The sequence below is a fragment of the Halomonas sp. TP35 genome, from assembly GCF_052375975.1.
Classification (GTDB): domain Bacteria; phylum Pseudomonadota; class Gammaproteobacteria; order Pseudomonadales; family Halomonadaceae; genus Vreelandella; species Vreelandella citrativorans.
Genome location: NZ_JBQSUZ010000005.1, coordinates 180,719 through 197,712 on the forward strand (window position 1 = coordinate 180,719; position 16,994 = coordinate 197,712).

Annotated in this window: 18 protein-coding genes; 9 read left to right on the forward strand and 9 right to left on the reverse strand. The window is 53.1% G+C overall.

Annotated elements, in window-relative coordinates; genetic code table 11:
• Window positions 1–28: 28 nt before the first annotated feature.
• The gene (locus ACT3RU_RS08675; RefSeq protein ID WP_087111585.1) at window positions 29–490 is read left to right on the forward strand and encodes a DUF2231 domain-containing protein; all 462 of its coding nucleotides are present in this window, start codon (window positions 29–31) and stop codon (window positions 488–490) included.
• Window positions 491–511: 21 nt separating this feature from the next.
• On the opposite strand, the gene ACT3RU_RS08680 is transcribed toward ACT3RU_RS08675, so the two are convergent.
• The 8 genes from ACT3RU_RS08680 to ACT3RU_RS08715 form a co-directional block, all read right to left on the reverse strand.
• Window positions 512–937 (reverse strand): CopD family protein, encoded by a 426-nt coding sequence (locus tag ACT3RU_RS08680; RefSeq protein WP_192527712.1) that lies wholly within the window; start codon window positions 935–937, stop codon window positions 512–514.
• Between the two features lie 83 nt (window positions 938–1,020).
• Complete coding sequence (locus ACT3RU_RS08685) at window positions 1,021–1,866, reverse strand: DUF2797 domain-containing protein (RefSeq protein WP_225733828.1); 846 nt, start codon at window positions 1,864–1,866, stop codon at window positions 1,021–1,023.
• Window positions 1,850–2,134: a YeaC family protein gene (locus tag ACT3RU_RS08690; RefSeq protein WP_087111591.1), complete on the reverse strand. Its 285-nt coding sequence runs from the start codon at window positions 2,132–2,134 to the stop codon at window positions 1,850–1,852. Before ACT3RU_RS08690 ends, ACT3RU_RS08685 begins: the two co-directional genes overlap by 17 nt.
• 10 nt (window positions 2,135–2,144) lie before the next feature.
• A complete protein-coding gene (locus tag ACT3RU_RS08695) occupies window positions 2,145–2,996 on the reverse strand; it encodes a rhomboid family intramembrane serine protease (protein WP_192527713.1) in 852 nt (283 codons plus the stop codon).
• Between the two features lie 232 nt (window positions 2,997–3,228).
• Complete coding sequence (locus tag ACT3RU_RS08700) at window positions 3,229–4,215, reverse strand: metallophosphoesterase (protein WP_192527714.1); 987 nt, start codon at window positions 4,213–4,215, stop codon at window positions 3,229–3,231.
• Window positions 4,216–4,217: 2 nt separating this feature from the next.
• Complete coding sequence (locus ACT3RU_RS08705; RefSeq protein ID WP_192527715.1) at window positions 4,218–5,150, reverse strand: NAD(+) kinase; 933 nt, start codon at window positions 5,148–5,150, stop codon at window positions 4,218–4,220.
• A gap of 85 nt (window positions 5,151–5,235) precedes the next feature.
• On the reverse strand, window positions 5,236–6,105 hold the full coding sequence (locus ACT3RU_RS08710; RefSeq protein ID WP_087111599.1) for a carboxylate/amino acid/amine transporter: 870 nt from the start codon (window positions 6,103–6,105) through the stop codon (window positions 5,236–5,238).
• A gap of 89 nt (window positions 6,106–6,194) precedes the next feature.
• On the reverse strand, window positions 6,195–6,779 hold the full coding sequence (locus ACT3RU_RS08715) for a YqaE/Pmp3 family membrane protein (RefSeq protein ID WP_483392658.1): 585 nt from the start codon (window positions 6,777–6,779) through the stop codon (window positions 6,195–6,197).
• Between the two features lie 218 nt (window positions 6,780–6,997).
• On the opposite strand from ACT3RU_RS08715, the gene ACT3RU_RS08720 reads away from it, so the two are divergent.
• The 6 genes from ACT3RU_RS08720 to ACT3RU_RS08745 all read left to right on the forward strand — a co-directional run bounded on the left by ACT3RU_RS08720 (window position 6,998) and on the right by ACT3RU_RS08745 (window position 14,780).
• Entirely contained in the window at window positions 6,998–7,405 is a 408-nt protein-coding gene (locus tag ACT3RU_RS08720; RefSeq protein WP_087111601.1) for a CBS domain-containing protein, read from the forward strand.
• Between the two features lie 240 nt (window positions 7,406–7,645).
• Complete coding sequence (locus ACT3RU_RS08725; protein ID WP_192527717.1) at window positions 7,646–8,005, forward strand: hypothetical protein; 360 nt, start codon at window positions 7,646–7,648, stop codon at window positions 8,003–8,005.
• Between the two features lie 31 nt (window positions 8,006–8,036).
• Window positions 8,037–8,870: an AraC family transcriptional regulator gene (locus ACT3RU_RS08730; protein WP_087111605.1), complete on the forward strand. Its 834-nt coding sequence runs from the start codon at window positions 8,037–8,039 to the stop codon at window positions 8,868–8,870.
• Between the two features lie 150 nt (window positions 8,871–9,020).
• A complete protein-coding gene (putA, locus tag ACT3RU_RS08735; protein WP_192527718.1) occupies window positions 9,021–12,212 on the forward strand; it encodes a bifunctional proline dehydrogenase/L-glutamate gamma-semialdehyde dehydrogenase PutA in 3,192 nt (1,063 codons plus the stop codon).
• A 294-nt stretch (window positions 12,213–12,506) separates the two neighbouring features.
• Window positions 12,507–13,997, forward strand: a complete 1,491-nt coding sequence (gene putP / locus ACT3RU_RS08740; RefSeq protein WP_192527719.1) for a sodium/proline symporter PutP — start codon at window positions 12,507–12,509, stop codon at window positions 13,995–13,997.
• A gap of 156 nt (window positions 13,998–14,153) precedes the next feature.
• Window positions 14,154–14,780, forward strand: coding sequence for an OmpW/AlkL family protein (locus tag ACT3RU_RS08745; RefSeq protein WP_192527720.1), 627 nt, complete (start codon window positions 14,154–14,156; stop codon window positions 14,778–14,780).
• A gap of 66 nt (window positions 14,781–14,846) precedes the next feature.
• Here the strand turns inward: ACT3RU_RS08745 and ACT3RU_RS08750 are convergent, their stop codons facing one another.
• On the reverse strand, window positions 14,847–15,179 hold the full coding sequence (locus tag ACT3RU_RS08750) for a YqcC family protein (RefSeq protein ID WP_087111680.1): 333 nt from the start codon (window positions 15,177–15,179) through the stop codon (window positions 14,847–14,849).
• Between the two features lie 286 nt (window positions 15,180–15,465).
• Here ACT3RU_RS08750 and ACT3RU_RS08755 point away from each other — a divergent pair, with 286 nt between their 5' ends.
• Window positions 15,466–16,500: a DUF3549 family protein gene (locus tag ACT3RU_RS08755; protein WP_192527721.1), complete on the forward strand. Its 1,035-nt coding sequence runs from the start codon at window positions 15,466–15,468 to the stop codon at window positions 16,498–16,500.
• 37 nt (window positions 16,501–16,537) lie between these two features.
• Entirely contained in the window at window positions 16,538–16,978 is a 441-nt protein-coding gene (locus ACT3RU_RS08760) for an ATP-dependent zinc protease family protein (protein WP_087111616.1), read from the forward strand.
• Window positions 16,979–16,994 lie beyond the last annotated feature (16 nt).

Below are 16,994 nucleotides of genomic sequence, written 5' to 3' on the forward strand. Positions count from 1 at the left end.
TCCTTTTTTCTGCCCACAGGAAGTGATAATGGCAAACTCCAATAGGCGTAATATCAAAAGTCGCGCTTCTATTTCTGGCCACCCGCTGCATCCGCTGATGGTTCACTTTCCCGTGGCTGCACTGATGGCCCTGGTAGCCTGCGATTTGGGATACTGGTATACCGATGATCCTTTCTGGCTGCGCGTAGGTTTGTGGCTGGCGGGTATAGGGGCACTTGGGGGCTGGCTGGCGAGTATTGCGGGCACCATTGACCTGGTGAGCGTAGGCCAAATTCGCCGTCTTATTACCGGCTGGAGCCACGCTATTGTCGCTGTTGTCATGCTCTCGCTTGCTTCGCTTAACTGGCTGATCCGTTTTAGCGAACCGGAGTTGGTGCTGCCCTGGGGCATTGCCGTTTCTGTGGTAACCGCCGGACTGGTAGCGCTGGCTGGCTGGCTGGGCGGCCAACTCGTGTATGAACACGCAGTCGGTGTGGAAGTTGAAGAGTGAGGCGATAGCGGTCATGGCGGGCTAGCTCCAATCCAGCGGCTTGGCTAATACCAGCCCAAGCACACAAAGAATACCTGCCAGGGCCACCAAAAACGCGAGTATTGAAGCCGTTTTTACGCCTTTATAAACCCCCATTTCCAGACGTAAAATTAGCCAGCCATAGGCGCCGTGGGCAGCCACCATGGCAACGACAGCGCCCAACTTGAGCACCAGCCAGCCGCCCACCAAACCATGCAAGATAAAGAGAAGCGTGCCGGAAAATATGGCAATTAGCGCTGCCGGTGTTGCCACAGAAATATAAAAAAACCGTGGCATGGGAGGAGAGCCCTGCGCAAAGCCTGCGTCTTTACGCAGTTGCAACGTATAGCTGAGCAACGCAGGCAGATACAGCAGCGAGCCGCACCAGACAACAAGCGAGGCTATATGAAGAAGTTTTAGCCAAGGCATTGAGGCTTCCTTGCATTGCGTTAGGCTTAGTGAAAGAACACTCCACTAACCCTAGTCAACGCTCGCCACTCTGGCTAGCCGATTTACCTTAGGGTGATTTCGTAACCCGTGAATTTACGGAGATTAATCACTCCACTATCAAGGATGAGATACTGTCCTTTAATGCCTTGTAACACGCCTTCGACCAAGGGTTGTTTGTCAAAATTATGGGTAACCACTTTGCGTGGGAATGTCTCCACCGGGTAATCAAACGTGTAGGGCGTTTCATCCAACACCCGAATCGCGTCACTGCCATGTTGGTCGCGCAGCTGATTCAAACCGCCATCAAGCGTTTCCAACAGGCGATCACGTTCGGCAATTAAATCAAGCGTCTCCACCTCCCCTTTCAACATAGCCCGCCAATTGGTTCGGTCGCTTACCTGCTCTTTGAAAAGCACCTCGACGAACCCTGATTGCTGACGCGTGTCGACCTCAAGTATGGGGAGCGCCTGGATAGCGCCTTGGTCCATCCAACGAGTCGGCATCTGTGTTTTACGGGTGATGCCAACTTTTAAACCCGATGAGTTCGCCAAATAAACGATATGCGGTTGGAAACAATGCGTTTCGCCCCACTCAGGCTCGCGGCAAGTGCCTTGAAAAAAGTGGCACGTCTCAGGCTTCATGATGCAGGTATCGCACTGCGCCAAGCGCTTGAAGCACGGATAACAATGCCCTTGAGCAAAGCTTTTTTTAGTCGCTCGACCGCAGTGAGTACAAGCAATGGCGCCGCTCCAATGAAGCGATATCGGCTTGCCTACGCGCGAATTGAGGGGGATGTGTTGATCCCCAGCACGCAAATGGTAACTCACCTGGTCGCCCGGCCGGTCAGGCAATACGACCGACATCTTGCGTAAACATCCTTGCACTGCCTGTTCAACCACGCGTTGCATCCCGTCCCAAACCTGCCATTTCAGGCGTAACGCCTGCGCCAGAAGACGCCGCTCCACACGTACGCTGTTCCAGATAACCCACGCGCTTCTCTTCAGGCACGTTATTTTCAGCCTCAAAGCGCATTACCGCTTCCAGACACAGCTCTGTTTGCTCAGCGGTAAGAAAGCGACCGTCGGGCCACTTACGCAGCGACACCGCTTGCTTAAGGCTTTCATAAATCGCAGGTGTCATTTGGTTGATCATTTTATCGAACGTCATATCGCTCATTACGGATCTCTTAATCTGTTTTCAAACGGCGAGACGAATAATACACGCCGGTAATAAGTCCTACGAGGAGCCCACCTAAATGTGCTTCGTTAGCGACATTGCCAAAACCTACCCAACTGGCCATATCGGTCATGGTGAACACCATCCACCCCAACATAAACACAACCAGCATTTGAGGAACGAAAAAACCACGTTGTGGCGCACGTCGCGACATCACCCAAACATGCCCTAGTAGGGCATAAACCACGCCCGACATGCCGCCAAATAGCACGGTTCCGGTAAAATATTGAGCAAGATTAGCGCCGATACCCGCAACTAAAAGCAGAAGCAGCATGGTACGGCTGCCTTGTAGCACCTCCACTTGGCGCCCAAAGTACCATAACCACATAAGGTTGAAGATCAGGTGCATCCAGCCAAAGTGCAGAAATGCCGGTGAGAGCAGCCGCCATACCTGCCCGTTTATTAGCCCATCGGTTAAGCTGCGATATACAAACTGATTGCCTGAAATTTCTATCGGCACGATGGTTAACGCCATCACTACACCATTACCTAACCACCCTGTTAAAGCGAATATCACAAGGCTAATAGCCATCGCAGTGGCGGTCACAGGAACATGACGCAGGGTGGTTAGTATGCTGCCCGAGGCGTAGCGGCGATTGGCTGGCTTATCAACAATAAGTGCTTCGCCACGCTCCCAGCGCGCTACCAGGCTCTTGAGCTCTGCATGCTGGCGTGGGTCGGCTATCCAAAGCAGAGGCCCCTCGGCTTCTTCTGTAATGCGATGCCCAATTCGGTAGTGCCAAAGTGCTTTACGCAATTCCTGCGTATCAGCATCACTTGGTAAGTGCATTACGGGGTGCATAAATTCTCCCTGTTAAGGCCCTCGCCTTTAAAACCAACCTCTTCATCGACTATTTCTGCATGAAGACAAACACTATAAACAAAAAATCATGGCCAAAAAAAACCGGCGGAGGGGGCCGCCGGATAAAGCAAGGGATCATTCAAGGGAACACCTACTCTGATGGCCGACCGCACAGTTAGTTCAGCAGTTTTATAAAAAAAATGTAAAGCCTTGTATATTAAGACAACACAGGTTAATAAAAATCGTTCCCATATAAATTGGCATTGGAACGTTCTTCTTTAATCACTTGTACCCAAACGAAATTATCTGCATTCAGCTGTGTTTCGCCGTCCCATCGATAGGCGACCAAACGGCCATACTTGACGGCACTATAATCCAAACACGCAATATTGGGAGCAGGTAACGCAGGAATACCTTCACACCAGTAATGGCCGATAAACAGAGGCGGCTGTTCCGGCCCATAGTAACTCAAACGCTGGCGCTCGTTTTCGGTTAATAGACGTGTTTCCAGGTCGCCAGGCAAGTTATCGGGTTGAAAAACCACATCACCCCAACGGGTTGGATTAGCGGCCCAAAAATGCGCCCGAAAGCTTTGCCGTGTATAGCCATCGCCTGAATGAATCGCGATACCGCCAGGCAAGGGAATGTTAGCCCCACGGGTTAACCGGTCAATGATGCGATAGGCTTGCGTGCCAGGATCAGTAGATTCGATCAAAAAGCGCGTATCCATACGGCCATCAGGCAGGCGCTGTTTTAACTGCTCAATCAACCCATCGTCCCAACAGGCATGTACCACGCGAATACCGTCGATTTCTAAAAAAAGCGGCAGCGTTTTAAACCAGGCGAGCGTGTCATCCCACTCATTGGTGTAGTCCTGATACTGCGCCAACGTGTTTTCCATGATGCGATTATGGCGGGGCGTATGTTCACGCAGCCAACGCTTATGGCTACCGGGTGGCGCCGGGTGCATATAGGCGAGTGCATTGTGTTCGTGATTGCCCATCACAATATAGGCTTCGCCCTCCTCGACCATGCGTCGCGCAACGGTGACGGCAAGGCGAATACGTGGGCCACGGTCAATCAAGTCACCTAAAAAGATAACTTTACGCTGCGGATGGCGATAAACGCCACGCTGTTCGCGGTAACCCAGCGTTTCTAACAAGGTGACTAGCGTGGCACCGCAGCCGTGAACATCACCAATCAGGTCGTAGCCTGCCATGCTTAATCCCCTAACCGGTGACTCCAACCCAATTTACTGCGCAGCACATCATAGAAGTTATGTCCGATAGGGTGCACAAGCTGCACACGCTCGGCTTTGCGCTTTATCACGAGTACATCATCTGGTTTAGCAACCGCTCGGGTTTGTCCATCGCAGCTAATGTGCGGGTAGGTCTGGTTGGTTTCACCAATATGAATTCGAATCTCACTGGCGGCATCAATCACAATCGGTCGGCTGGAAAGCGTATGCGGAAACATGGGCACCAGCGTCACGACATCAAGCTTGGGATGCATGATGGGGCCACCGCCGGAAAGTGCATACGCGGTAGAGCCAGTAGGCGTTGCGATAATCAAGCCATCGCTGCGCTGGCTGTAAACAAACTGACCATCAATAAACAGTTCAAATTCAATCATGCGGACGGCTTTACCCGGATGCACGACGACTTCATTTAATGCATCACCATTGCCGACCGCAACGCCGTTACGATAAAGCACCGCTTCCAGCAAAAAGCGCTGCTCAATTTCAAATTCGCCCGCCAATACTTCGCCCACCCGGCTTTCGAGCTCGTCAGGCGAGATATCGGTAAGAAACCCTAAGCGGCCACGGTTAACGCCTAACATCAGTGTCCCGCTGCGGCACAATGTGCGGGCGGCGCCTAACAGGCTACCGTCCCCGCCGATCACAATAACAAGGTCGCAAAGCTCGCCCAGCATACGACGGCTGGCTTCCGGCTGCCCGTGCTGGGGAAGCACCGTTGCCGTACGGTCTTCAATCAAAACGCTGTAATCATGTTCGACCAGGTAGCTAATGAGCCGCTGCAACGAGTCGACGACTTTCTCGCTGCCCAAGCGTCCAATTAAGCCAATCGTTTTAAAGGGCCGTGAGCTTCCTTGGCCGGTTAACGGCGCTGAAGTGGGTAGTGACGTGTTAGGCATGGGCGGCTCTCGCTAGCATCAGCCTGACATTATGGGGATACCGGGAGTATCGGGCAAATAAGCCTAACCAAATCAAGAGAAACCCTTAGGCTGTCGCTGCTTTGCGTCGCTGGAGTAACCAGTGATTCAACCAGAGCGAGGCCGCCATGATCAGTGCGCCCAGCAGTAGTCGAACGATATCAGCCTCACGGCTCCAGATGACAAGATTAACTAATAACCCGGCTGGGATGAGTGCATTATTCATGACCGCCAAGGTGCCTGCATCAACGCGGGTAGCGCCTTGGTTCCAGGCAAAATACCCCACACCAGAGGCGGCCAGACCAAGCCAGGCAAGCACTCCCCACTGCAGCGGTGTGCTGGGTAACGCCGCATTATTGCCGAACAATAAATAAGCCGGTAGTGCAACGACCATGGCGCCAATGAAAAACCATCCAAAGACGTTATGCCACGCAAGGTCAGCCGGCAAGTCTGCGGCCAAGCGACGATACCCGACCTGGCCCAGCGCAAAGCAGAGATTGGCCCCCTGGACCACAAAAAAACCGAGCCAGAAGCCGCTGTCGATCCCGTCATAGCGAATGACAGCAGCCCCCACAACGGCCAATAGCGCGGTAAGTAAGTAGATAGGAGTGAAACGGCCAAACATCAGATCATCCAGTAAAGCGATATACACCGGCGTAAAAATGGTGAAGAGCAGCACTTCTGGCACTGAAAGCAGCAAAAACGACTGATAAAGAAAGGTGTACATCACCCCAAGTTGAATGGCGCCAAGCGCCATCAGCGTAATACGCTGTTTGCCGCGTAGCAGGCTGGGGCGCAAAAAGGGTAAAAAAACCAGCATCGCCAGGGTTACCCGTACAAGCACCGCGAAATAACTATCGACCTGCCCCGCTAGATAAACCCCGATTAAAGAAAAGGAAAACGCCCAAAGCGCTGTCACGCTAATTAAATAGCCCACCGTAAACCTCGTTTTTTAGAAATGGTTTACGCAAATTATACGGATTTCTTATGGCCTGCCAACAGGTAAACTATCAACCAAGCAATAAGTTAACGACGCTGGAGCCACACAAGTGCATAGATAACCCCAGGCAACCAACCCAGCAGCGTTAACACAATGCCAATAAGCAGGCGCGTGCCTCCGGCGCCGGTGAGCCCCAGTGCTAGCGGCGGGAACAAAACAGCCAAGGCGAGATAGGCTGCTTTGAGTGCGCCAGGCTCGCTATCCGCAGGCTTGGCCGAAGGTTGATCAGCACTTGAGTGAAGTTCGCTAAGCGTGATGCCCGGTCTTACAACTTGCGCATCAGGGTAGGCGACATGCGGATGGGGCGCCGACGATGGTGTGGGAGGCGTAAAGTGCTCTACCGCCACGTGCGCCTGCTCGCCAGGCGTTGCCTCAAGTTTCTCTTTTCGATGTGCCTGCTTATCAATTTTTTGCTCTAATGCGCTGGCATCTTTCGCTAGCTCGTCGTGATAGCGCTCCCAATCCTCCCAATCATGAGGGGTACCCGACTTGGGCCGTTGCTCCCCTGCCCCGCGGGCTCGCTCCCAGGATTTTTCCTCAAGGGTATTGGGGCGGTCAGATTCCCGCTCGACACCGACGCCTTTGCGGTTCAGGTATTCGCGTGCATCCATGTAAAGCTCCTTTGAGTCACGTTCAGCAAAGCGTTGAATAGGAGTGGCGTCCACCCACATCAACTACGCCTAAATCATCTACAGTGAGTAAATACGTTTAAGACGTTACTCGCCCTATTATCGAATAACATCATAAACGTTGCACTTAGCCACGATGCCTTCGCCAATTGCTGCACACACTAGTAAGGTAAATGAAAGTGTGCGTAAGGAGTGCCAAGATGAAACACCCAAGCCCGCATATTGTCCGCGATATCATGTCCAAGGATTGTTACCGCGTCTCGCCATCTACCTCAATTACCACGCTGGCACAGGGGCTGGCACTTCATCGCCTGCCAGGTGTGCCGGTAGTCGATATGGCAGATCGATTAATCGGCTATATTTCTGAGAAAGATGTACTAGGCCGTGTGCTTGACTGCTTATACCATGACCATGAGACGCCACTGGTGGGTGAGCTGATGCGCGAAGAGGTGCTTACCACAACACCTAACAAAAGCATCACAGACCTTGCCCAGGAAATGCTCGGAGACAAACCCAAGGTTTACCCGGTGGTTGAACAACAGCGACTCGTCGGCATCGTGACCCGGCGCGATATTCTTATGGCCTTGCTAACCATTCGCCGCCATTGATAGCGATGTACGTATGAAAACCATGACGCATAAAAAAACCGCTGCCCAAAAAGGCAGCGGAAGCAAGGGATCGAGAAACAATAGCTAGGACAACACTATTAGCGACTGCTATCGCTACGTTGTCGTACTACTTCAGACACCTTGCGCCGGAAAAGTTCGCCATCGTTTAAAATTTTTGTCTTTATGAGGTCGCGCGTATACTTAAGCATTCAATTCATGAAAGAGCACAGGAGTGGATGCATGGCACTGTACCTACTGGTACTCGGCGTCTGCCTGCTGGTGATAGGTGCTGTTTTATTAGCCCTGATGACGGTAGGTACGCCGCGCTACCGTACCGAACCTAAGGATTTGCTGGCGCTGTTTGACAAGGCCCTGAATAGCCAAGTGAGCGAAGCCGAGTGGGATACGATTATCGGCTATCCAATACGCCATAATGACTATCTGGACGGCATTCGACGCAGAGCGTCGCGCTTAATGGAGTTGCATGGGCGACGCTGGCAAATCGCCCAAGGCAAACCGCTACTAAATCAGGAAGGGCAAGCGGAGCTACAAGTATTACGAGATCATCTGGCGGCCCATACCGCCTTGCGTCAAACGTAGATGCGGTTGAAAGCGCCGAGGAGACAACCTGATGCCCAGTACTATTCGCAAAATACCGCTGGCGAGCGCAACCCATCATCACGCACATGACTTTCACCAAATTGTGATTACGTTGTGTGGTTCCTCGGAGTTTGAAATCGAGGGGCTCGGCGGGCGTGTAAATGCGTTCTCAGGCTGTATCGTGCCTGCCAATCACGAGCACTACTACTCAGGCCATGGGCATAACCGGCAGTTGATTATTGATCTGCCAGAAAATGCGCCCGCCCTGACAGGTGAACACCGCGAGTTGGTCGCACTGTTTGATGTGCCGCGCTTTTTTGCGTTAGATAACCCTTTACGCCACTACCTGGCGTTTATGGAAAGCGAGCTTGCCCAAGGGTTTGATACCTCTCCCGTCTCGTTTCAGCAAGACCGCTTGGCCGCCACACTACTGGGCTCGCTCAAAGCGCGCCTTGGGCACACCCCATCGGCTTCTCTGCGCAGAATTGATGTCTCACTTATCGACCGCTTTATTAACCGCCACTTGGCCGATGAGCTGCGGGTTGCTGACTTGGCCAGGCTTGCCTGCCTAAGTGAAGCCCACTTTTCAGAGTGCTTCCGTAATCAGACAGGACTTTCGCCTTGGCAATACGTTAAGCGCCGACGACTTCACGCGGCTCGTCAGCTGATTTTGCAAAGTCGGTTGCCGTTAACCGACATTGCCATTCAAACAGGATTTGCCAACCAAAGCGCACTCTCTCATGCGTTTCGGCGCAGCTACGGCATATCGCCCCGTGCTCTACGCCAAGAGGCGCCAGTTTCGCTAGCGACAGCATCCTCCACTATGCTCAAAAAACCACTAGCAGCATCAAGCACATACTACTAAGGTCTCAAAGCAGCCTTGCTTGCCGCGAAATTGACACGTTTTACCGAGAAAACGACATACACCAAATCACAGACCACTCTACATTCGAGCGCAGCTTGGGCGAAATGCCCTACCACCTACTCGTTTTTATGTAAATTTACGGGGGCCTCAATGCTCAACGCTAAAAACATGCGTGACTCTGCCACCTGGCAAACGGACCTTGATGTGCTGATGGCTCAGGTGAGCGACCACTATCTTGTGGACGAAGAAACCTACGTCGGCGAATTAATCAAGTTGCTGGATACGGATCACGAAGGCTTCTCCCGCATTGAGGCCAATACGGCAGCGCTCATCCACGATGTCCGTGAAATGGACACGGCGGTAGATACCATTGATGAGCTCCTACAGCAGTACAGCCTGGATACCCACGAAGGGCTGATGCTGATGTGCCTGGCTGAAGCGATGCTGCGTATTCCCGACAAAGCCACCGCCGATGCGCTGATTGAAGATAAGCTTGGCCCCGCTGACTGGCAGTCTTATACGGGCAAAAGTGAGTCATGGATGGTGAACGCTTCCACATGGGGTCTGTTAATGACCGGCCGTGTTTTGAAGCTTGATCATCCCAAAGATGGCCAGCCTGCGACGTTTATTAACCGCATGGTTAATCGTATGGGTGAGCCTGTGATTCGTCGCGCGATGGTTGAAGCGATGAAAATCATGGGTAAGCAGTTCGTATTGGGCCGTGATATTAACGAAGCGTTAAAACGCTCCAAGCCGCTATTCAATAAAGGTTACACCTACTCCTACGACATGCTGGGTGAAGCCGCACGCACCCGCGATGATGCCAAACGCTACTTTGACGACTACGCCCGCGCTATTGAGCAAGTGGGTAAAACATCCCAGCACTTAAGCGATAAAACGCCCAAACCATCGGTATCGATCAAGCTCTCAGCGCTGCATCCCCGCTACGAGTTTGGCCGCCGCGAACAAGTGCTGGCAGAGCTGGTTGATACAGTTATCAAGCTGGTCACCAAAGCTCGCGAGCTGGATGTAGCGGTCACCATTGATGCCGAAGAAGTCGACCGCTTGGAGCTTTCGTTGGAAGTTTTCCGCGACGTTTATTCAAGCGATGCGGTAAAAGGCTGGGGACATTTTGGGCTGGTCGTGCAGGCGTACTCCAAGCGCGCCCTGCCGGTACTGCACTACATTAACCGCTTAGCGGATGAGCAAGGTGATGAAATTCCGCTGCGTTTGGTGAAAGGCGCTTACTGGGATAGCGAAATCAAGGAGTCTCAGCAGTTGGGCGTCGATGGCTACCCGGTCTATACCCGCAAGGCGTGTACGGATGTTGCCTACCTGGCCTGTGCTCAGTTCCTGTTGTCAAACGACACCCTCGGGCGCATTTTTCCGCAGTTTGCGACCCATAATGCTCATACGGTTACGACTATTCTTGAATTAGCCAATCACGATAGTCGTCCGTTTGAGTTCCAGCGTTTGCACGGCATGGGCGAAGCCCTTTATGAAGCTGCCCTGAAGCGCGCTCCCAAAGGTACGTACTGCCGCATCTACGCGCCGGTAGGCGCACATAAAGACCTGCTGCCCTATCTGGTTCGCCGCTTGCTGGAAAACGGCGCGAATTCGTCGTTTGTTCACCAACTGGTCGACCCCGAAGTGCCGGTTGAATGGCTTTGCCAGCACCCCATAGAGGCTCTGCGTCAGCAGAAATCCTTAGCCAATACGCAGATTCCGCTACCCAAGGATATTTATGGGTCCAAGCGTCGCAACTCGCGAGGCGTAAACCTGAATATCCGCAGCCACTTCTATCCGTTAATGGATAAGATGGCCGTCTTTATGGATAAGCAGTACCTGGCCAAACCACTGCTGGCATTCGATGTGGCGGACGATGCTGCCAATACCCACAGCGTGACCTGCCCCTTTGATCGCCGTCAAAGCGTGGGCAGCGTTCAGTGGACAACCAAAGAACAGGCCACCAAGGCGCTTGACGCTGCCTGGAATGCCTTCCCGCGTTGGGAAACCACGCCGGTTACCGAACGTGCAGCCGTACTGCGCCGTTTGGCTGACCTGATGGAAGAGAATATGCCGGAGCTTATGACCCTTTGCTCACGCGAAGGCGGCAAGCTCTTAACGGACGGTGTGGACGAGATCAAAGAAGCCGTCGATTTCTGCCGCTATTACGCCATGCGTGCGGAAGACTCCTTCGGCGAGCCCATTGAGCTGCCTGGTCCGACCGGTGAATCCAACCAGCTAATCATGGGCGGTAAGGGCGTGTTTGCCGCGATCAGTCCGTGGAACTTCCCGGTGGCAATTTTCTGCGGTCAAATTGTTGCGGCGGCGGTTGCGGGCAATACCGTGCTTGCCAAGCCTGCCGAGCAAACGTCAATTGTCGCCCACCGGGTGATCGAGCTGCTTTATGAAGCAGGCTTGCCACGCGATGTGGTTCAGTTGCTGCCAGGCGATGGCCCGACCGTGGGCAGCGTGCTGACCTCTGACCCGCGCATTACTGGCGTGGTATTTACCGGCGGCACCGACACGGCGCAGATCATCAACCGTGCCTTGGCTGCGCGTGAAAATGCGCCGCTGCCCACGCTGATTGCTGAAACCGGCGGTATGAACGCCATGATCGTCGACTCTACCGCGCTTCCCGAGCAGGTCGTGGTGGATGTTATCCAGTCTGCGTTCCAAAGCGCTGGCCAACGCTGCTCGGCATTGCGGGTTCTTTACCTGCAAGACGACGTTGCCGACCGCGTCATCACGATTTTAAAAGGCGCAATGAACGAGCTGCGTATCGGTGATCCGCGCGATTTGGGTACTGACGTTGGCCCGGTGATCGACGAGGAGGCGCGTAACGGTCTGCTTGAGCATATCGAAAAGCTGAAAGGAGAAGATCGCTTGGTCGCCGAAACGCCCATGTCAGCCGAGCAAACCCAAAATGGTACCTTCGTGGCCCCTGTGGCCTTTACCATCGACAGTATCAATGCATTAACCCGCGAACAATTCGGCCCTGTACTGCACATTGTGCGCTATAAGGCTAGCGAGCTTGACCAGGTGATCAACGATATCAATAGCCGGGGCTACGGACTTACGTTTGGTGTCCATAGCCGTAATGAATCCTTTGCCGCTGGCATCGCACAGAAAATTCGTGCGGGCAATGTGTACATTAATCGTAATATCATTGGGGCCGTAGTAGGCGTTCAACCCTTTGGTGGACAAGGGCTTTCAGGTACAGGCCCTAAAGCAGGCGGGCCGAATTACCTGCAGCGCTTTATCACTGAAAAGACGGTTACTAACAATACGGCCGCTTTAGGCGGTAATGCGTCCTTGCTGGCGCTAGGCGATGAGTAAATAGCTCATCTAAATGGAAAACCTGAACTCCTCAAAAAGGATCTCTCATGGTTGAAAATAAAAGCGTAATGGCCTTTACATGCCCCCTCTACAGAAGGGGGGCATTAGGCACAGGGAACATAACAAATAAACGCCTGAAACCTCTTTTTGACGGTACCTTCGCCAAATGTTTGCAGGTCACAGCGTGAACAAGAGGCAGGGTTAACAACAATAAGTCTGTGCTATTACCAAGCATGGCTCGGTAAGCGCACTCACCGGTCGGTGCTATCCGACTTGATAAACGGGAGAACTTCAATGGCTATTGGCGTTTGGATCAGCCTTTTTGCTTACTTTGCGCTGATGATCGGCATCGGGCTTTATGCGATGCGAACATCAACATCAACCTCTGAAGATTACGTGTTAGGCGGTCGTACCTTAAGCCCTAAAGTGGCCGCTCTTTCAGCGGGCGCCTCAGACATGAGCGGCTGGCTGCTACTGGGTTTACCTGGCGCGATGTTTGTATCGGGCCTGGGCTCTGCCTGGATCGGCATCGGCCTTTTCGTCGGGGCCTTCTTCAACTGGCTTCTGGTCGCACCCCGTCTTCGTGAACAGACCGTTCATTATGGCAATGCGATCACCATTCCTGCCTTTTTAGCTAACCGATTCCCGACCCGGGCCATGTCACTGAAAACGGTCTCGGCGATTGTCATCGTCATTTTCTTCGCGGTCTACACCGCGTCAGGCCTGGTGGCTGGCGGTAAGCTATTCGAGAGTGCGTTTTCTGGTTTGGTGAATTTTGGTGGCCTAAGCGATTATGCAACCGGCATCATCATCACGCTAGGCGTGGTACTTGTCTACACCGTAGTGGGCGGCTTTTTGGCCGTGAGCCTGACGGACTTTGTACAAGGCTGCATTATGATGCTGGCGCTAATTATCATGCCCGCAGTGGTGCTCTTTGGCGAAGGCGGTGGGGGCTTCAGCCAGGCAACCCAGACCCTTAATGAAGTCGATCCAACGCTACTGTCGTGGACAGATGGCTTGACCTTTATCGGCTGGCTCTCGGCGGTGACCTGGGGGCTGGGTTATTTCGGTCAGCCGCATATTATCGTGCGCTTTATGGCTATCCGGCATCTGAAAGATGTGCCTACCGCCCGTAATATTGGTATGGGTTGGATGGCCATTTCCCTGATTGGCGCCATCTCGCTCGGTATTTTTGGCCGGGCTTACGCTATTCGTAATGGTCTGGAAATTCAGGATCCCGAAACTATCTTTATTGTCCTGGCAGAGCTTTTATTCCATCCGCTGGTGACCGGCTTCCTTTTTGCAGCCCTTCTAGCGGCAGTGATGAGTACCATTTCCAGCCAGCTTCTGGTGGCATCTTCATCACTGACAGAGGATATCTACCGGCTGTTCCTGAACAAACAAGCATCGGAAAAGCAGACCGTTACCGTTGGCCGGATTTGTGTCGTGCTGGTAGGCCTGATAGCCGCCATTATCGCCTCTGATCCAGAATCTCAGGTACTCGGCCTGGTGAGTAACGCGTGGGCAGGTTTTGGTGCTGCTTTCGGTCCCTTAATCATTCTGTCGCTAATGTGGCCACGCACCAACGGAGCGGGCGCCATTGCAGGCATGGTAGTAGGTGCTCTCACCGTTATTATCTGGATCGCACTGGGTTGGAACGGCGAGTTTATGGGTGGCCCCGGCATCTATGAAATCATCCCTGGCTTCATCGCTTCTTTCATCGCCATCCTGGTGGTAAGCAGCATGACAGCCGATGCCGGTGAATATCAGCGTATTGATCATTAAATGACGCGCATTTAAGCAAGCCTTGAGGCCACCTTCGGGTGGCCTTTTTCATGGGCACATTGCCTTGGGTCAATAACCGCAACCTGTCATAGCGGTACTCTTTATCCATGGTTCACAACCACTTATCGAGTAACCTGAACGACAAGGAGCACCGTTATGCGCCATTTATCTTTTCCTGCTCTGCTCACGGCCGGGCTTGCCGTCACCGCCTTGACGGCAAGCACACAGGTGCTTGCCTACGGCGCAGGTGATTTCTTTACCCGCGTAGGGGTCGCTAAAGTAGCGCCTAAAAGTAACAACGGCTCGCTTGCCGATGGAACAATTGCGGTAGATGTAAAAGACAAGACAGGCGTCGCTTTTACACTAGGCTATCGTTTTCATGACAAGCTAGGCATTGAGCTGTTAGCCGCACGTCCGTTTGAGCATGAGATTGCACTTAATGGGGATAACCTCGCATCAACCAAGCACCTACCTCCCACACTAACACTTCAATACTATCCTTTAGGCGGCACACAATCGCGTGTTCAGCCCTACGTGGGTGCGGGTATTAACTATACGCATTTCTCCAAAGAGCACTTGGACATTGGCGAGCTAAACCTGAAGCACTCATGGGGTGCAGCAGGTCAGGTGGGCGTTGATCTATTGATAGACGAGCACTGGGCACTTAACGCGGCAGCCTGGTATCTGGACATTAGTACCGATGCCACCATTAATGGCGAAGCGGCAGGATCTGTGGATATCGACCCGGTGGTCGTTATGGGCGGGCTTAGCTATCGCTTTTAAATAGACGCACGAATGCTGTTGTATTCTGGCAAGCCCGCCTTACGCAGGCTTGCCGAGCGATAACGGCTAATTATCGGTAACGAGCTGGTCAACTTTCTCAAAAGCACGTACGACCAGCCATTGGTCGCTGGGGCGTACTTTTTCCTGGATAAGATAGGCGGCCATTGCCGGGGCTACCTCACATTTCGCAGGCATTGGCGCTTTCGCTTCAGCGAGCGCATTCAGCCGTGCCACGAATACAAAACGCACCCATTGGGGCAGCGACATCGTATCAATACAGAAGGGTTCATGGCTTGCGAACGCCGTTGCATCCGGCGTGGGGACTCGCCATAAATTGGCGGCCTTCATGGCGGCTTCAAGCTCAAGAAGCGCGGTTTGAAGCTGTTGATGGACGCTCATATACACCTTGGTCAAATCAGTTTGGTTAATGTCCATTATCCCAACTCTGTCCACGAGTTACCACTTTATCCCCCGCCAACTTAGGTTATTCACCGATTCACAGAAAACCTGCAAGAGACTGTGGATAAACTATGGAAAGGTCTCGCTAACGCTACTCTCAAGAGGCTTACAGGAAGTTGTTCATTTTTTGATCATTCGTATAAAAAAGCACCGATTTATCGACCGTTACGGCTGACACTGTGCAGCGGTCAAGGTAGAGTGCAGGCTTGCAAAGCGGAAGGACATCATGCAACCGATTCAGACCATTGATGATTTTTTTACACGTAGTGGCGCCGAGGTTTCGCTCTATTATATGGGCCGACGCGTTAGTGCCTGCTCGCGTGACACGTTTAGTCGCTTTGAGCGTGGCCAATGTGCCTGGCCCGAGCCTTGGCAAGGTCAGGCACGCTTCGCGGCCGTATTTCGGCTAGGCGACATGCCCGAACCGGCTATATGGTTTTTAGCGCTTCCTCTTGACGAGCAGGGGCTGCTCTCCCCCGCTCAGCGCGATGGATTTTTAAATCGCCTGATGGAAACCCTGGGGAAAAATGTTGCATACGTAGGCCAAAACGCTAAAGACGTGGATCATTTAATGAAGGATAATCCGCTCGCCTTTACGCCTAACGTAACCTTCCAGGCAGTGCTCAACGCCCTTGCAACGCAAGAGCGTGGACTGCCCGCCAGCCAACATTTCGAGCCTGTTGAAGCCTACCTGACCGGCCAGCAAACCATTGACTGGCAAGCACTGGGGCTTCAAGGAATAGCCGATTTCACGGCACGTATGGATGATTCCCTGGCCAACACTCTGGCCTCCCGGCTCGCCACCCTACCCACTAGCGTTGTGCACTCACTCTGCTACTGTTTAGAGCATCGGCCTCTCGCTGCGTCGATAGTGTTGGCGCTGCGTGAGATCGGTGAAAAAGCGGCGAGTGAAGGCGATGTTGAAACGCTCTGCGCCTGTATTCGTGCGGTCGGTAGCACGTGCCAGCCAAGCGTAGGCGACTGGTATACAAGCTTGCTGGAAGACGCTCATGCGTGTGGACCAGATGTACTGGCTGCGATGGCTGGCCGCGGTTGGCTCTTGCTGGAAGACGCGCATCGTTTACCGCTTTTCCTGAGCCGCTTGGCGGAGGATGAACGGACCAACTTTTCCGCGGTCGTGCGAGACCTTGCTTTAATACCGCGTTTACGGCTACCAATAATGGTAGCGTTACGAGATGCCCCTAAAGGCTCGGCTATACAGCGTCGTATGGCGGCCATGACATCAGCGGCTAGCCGTTAAATGGGTAGCGCTATTAACGAATTTCAAGGAGTCAGCCGTGAAGGAACTACCCTACCAGGCTAAAGCGGTTATTGGCCGCCGCGAGATGGTGACGTTGCCTGAGCTGGGGCTTCACCTATGCTGTAAGGCAGATACCGGGGCACGTACATCAGCACTGCATGCCGAGGAAATTGAAACACATGAAGATGAGCATGGGCAGCTATGGGTTAGCTTTATCACCCATAGCGGAGGGCCAGAAACGCCCGCCCATCGCCTTAAAATGCATCTGCATGATAGACGCCGGGTGACTAGCTCAAATGGGCATAGCGAATGGCGATATGTTGTTCGTACGATGATGGAAATGGGCCAACTGAACTTTCCTGTGGAATTGACACTGACAGATCGCAGCAATATGCGTCACGCCATGCTATTAGGGCGCCGCGCCATGCGCCGCCTGCTAGTGGCCCCGGGCGCTGCATTTTTACATGGCGAGCCTTAAATTAATGACGATTAGC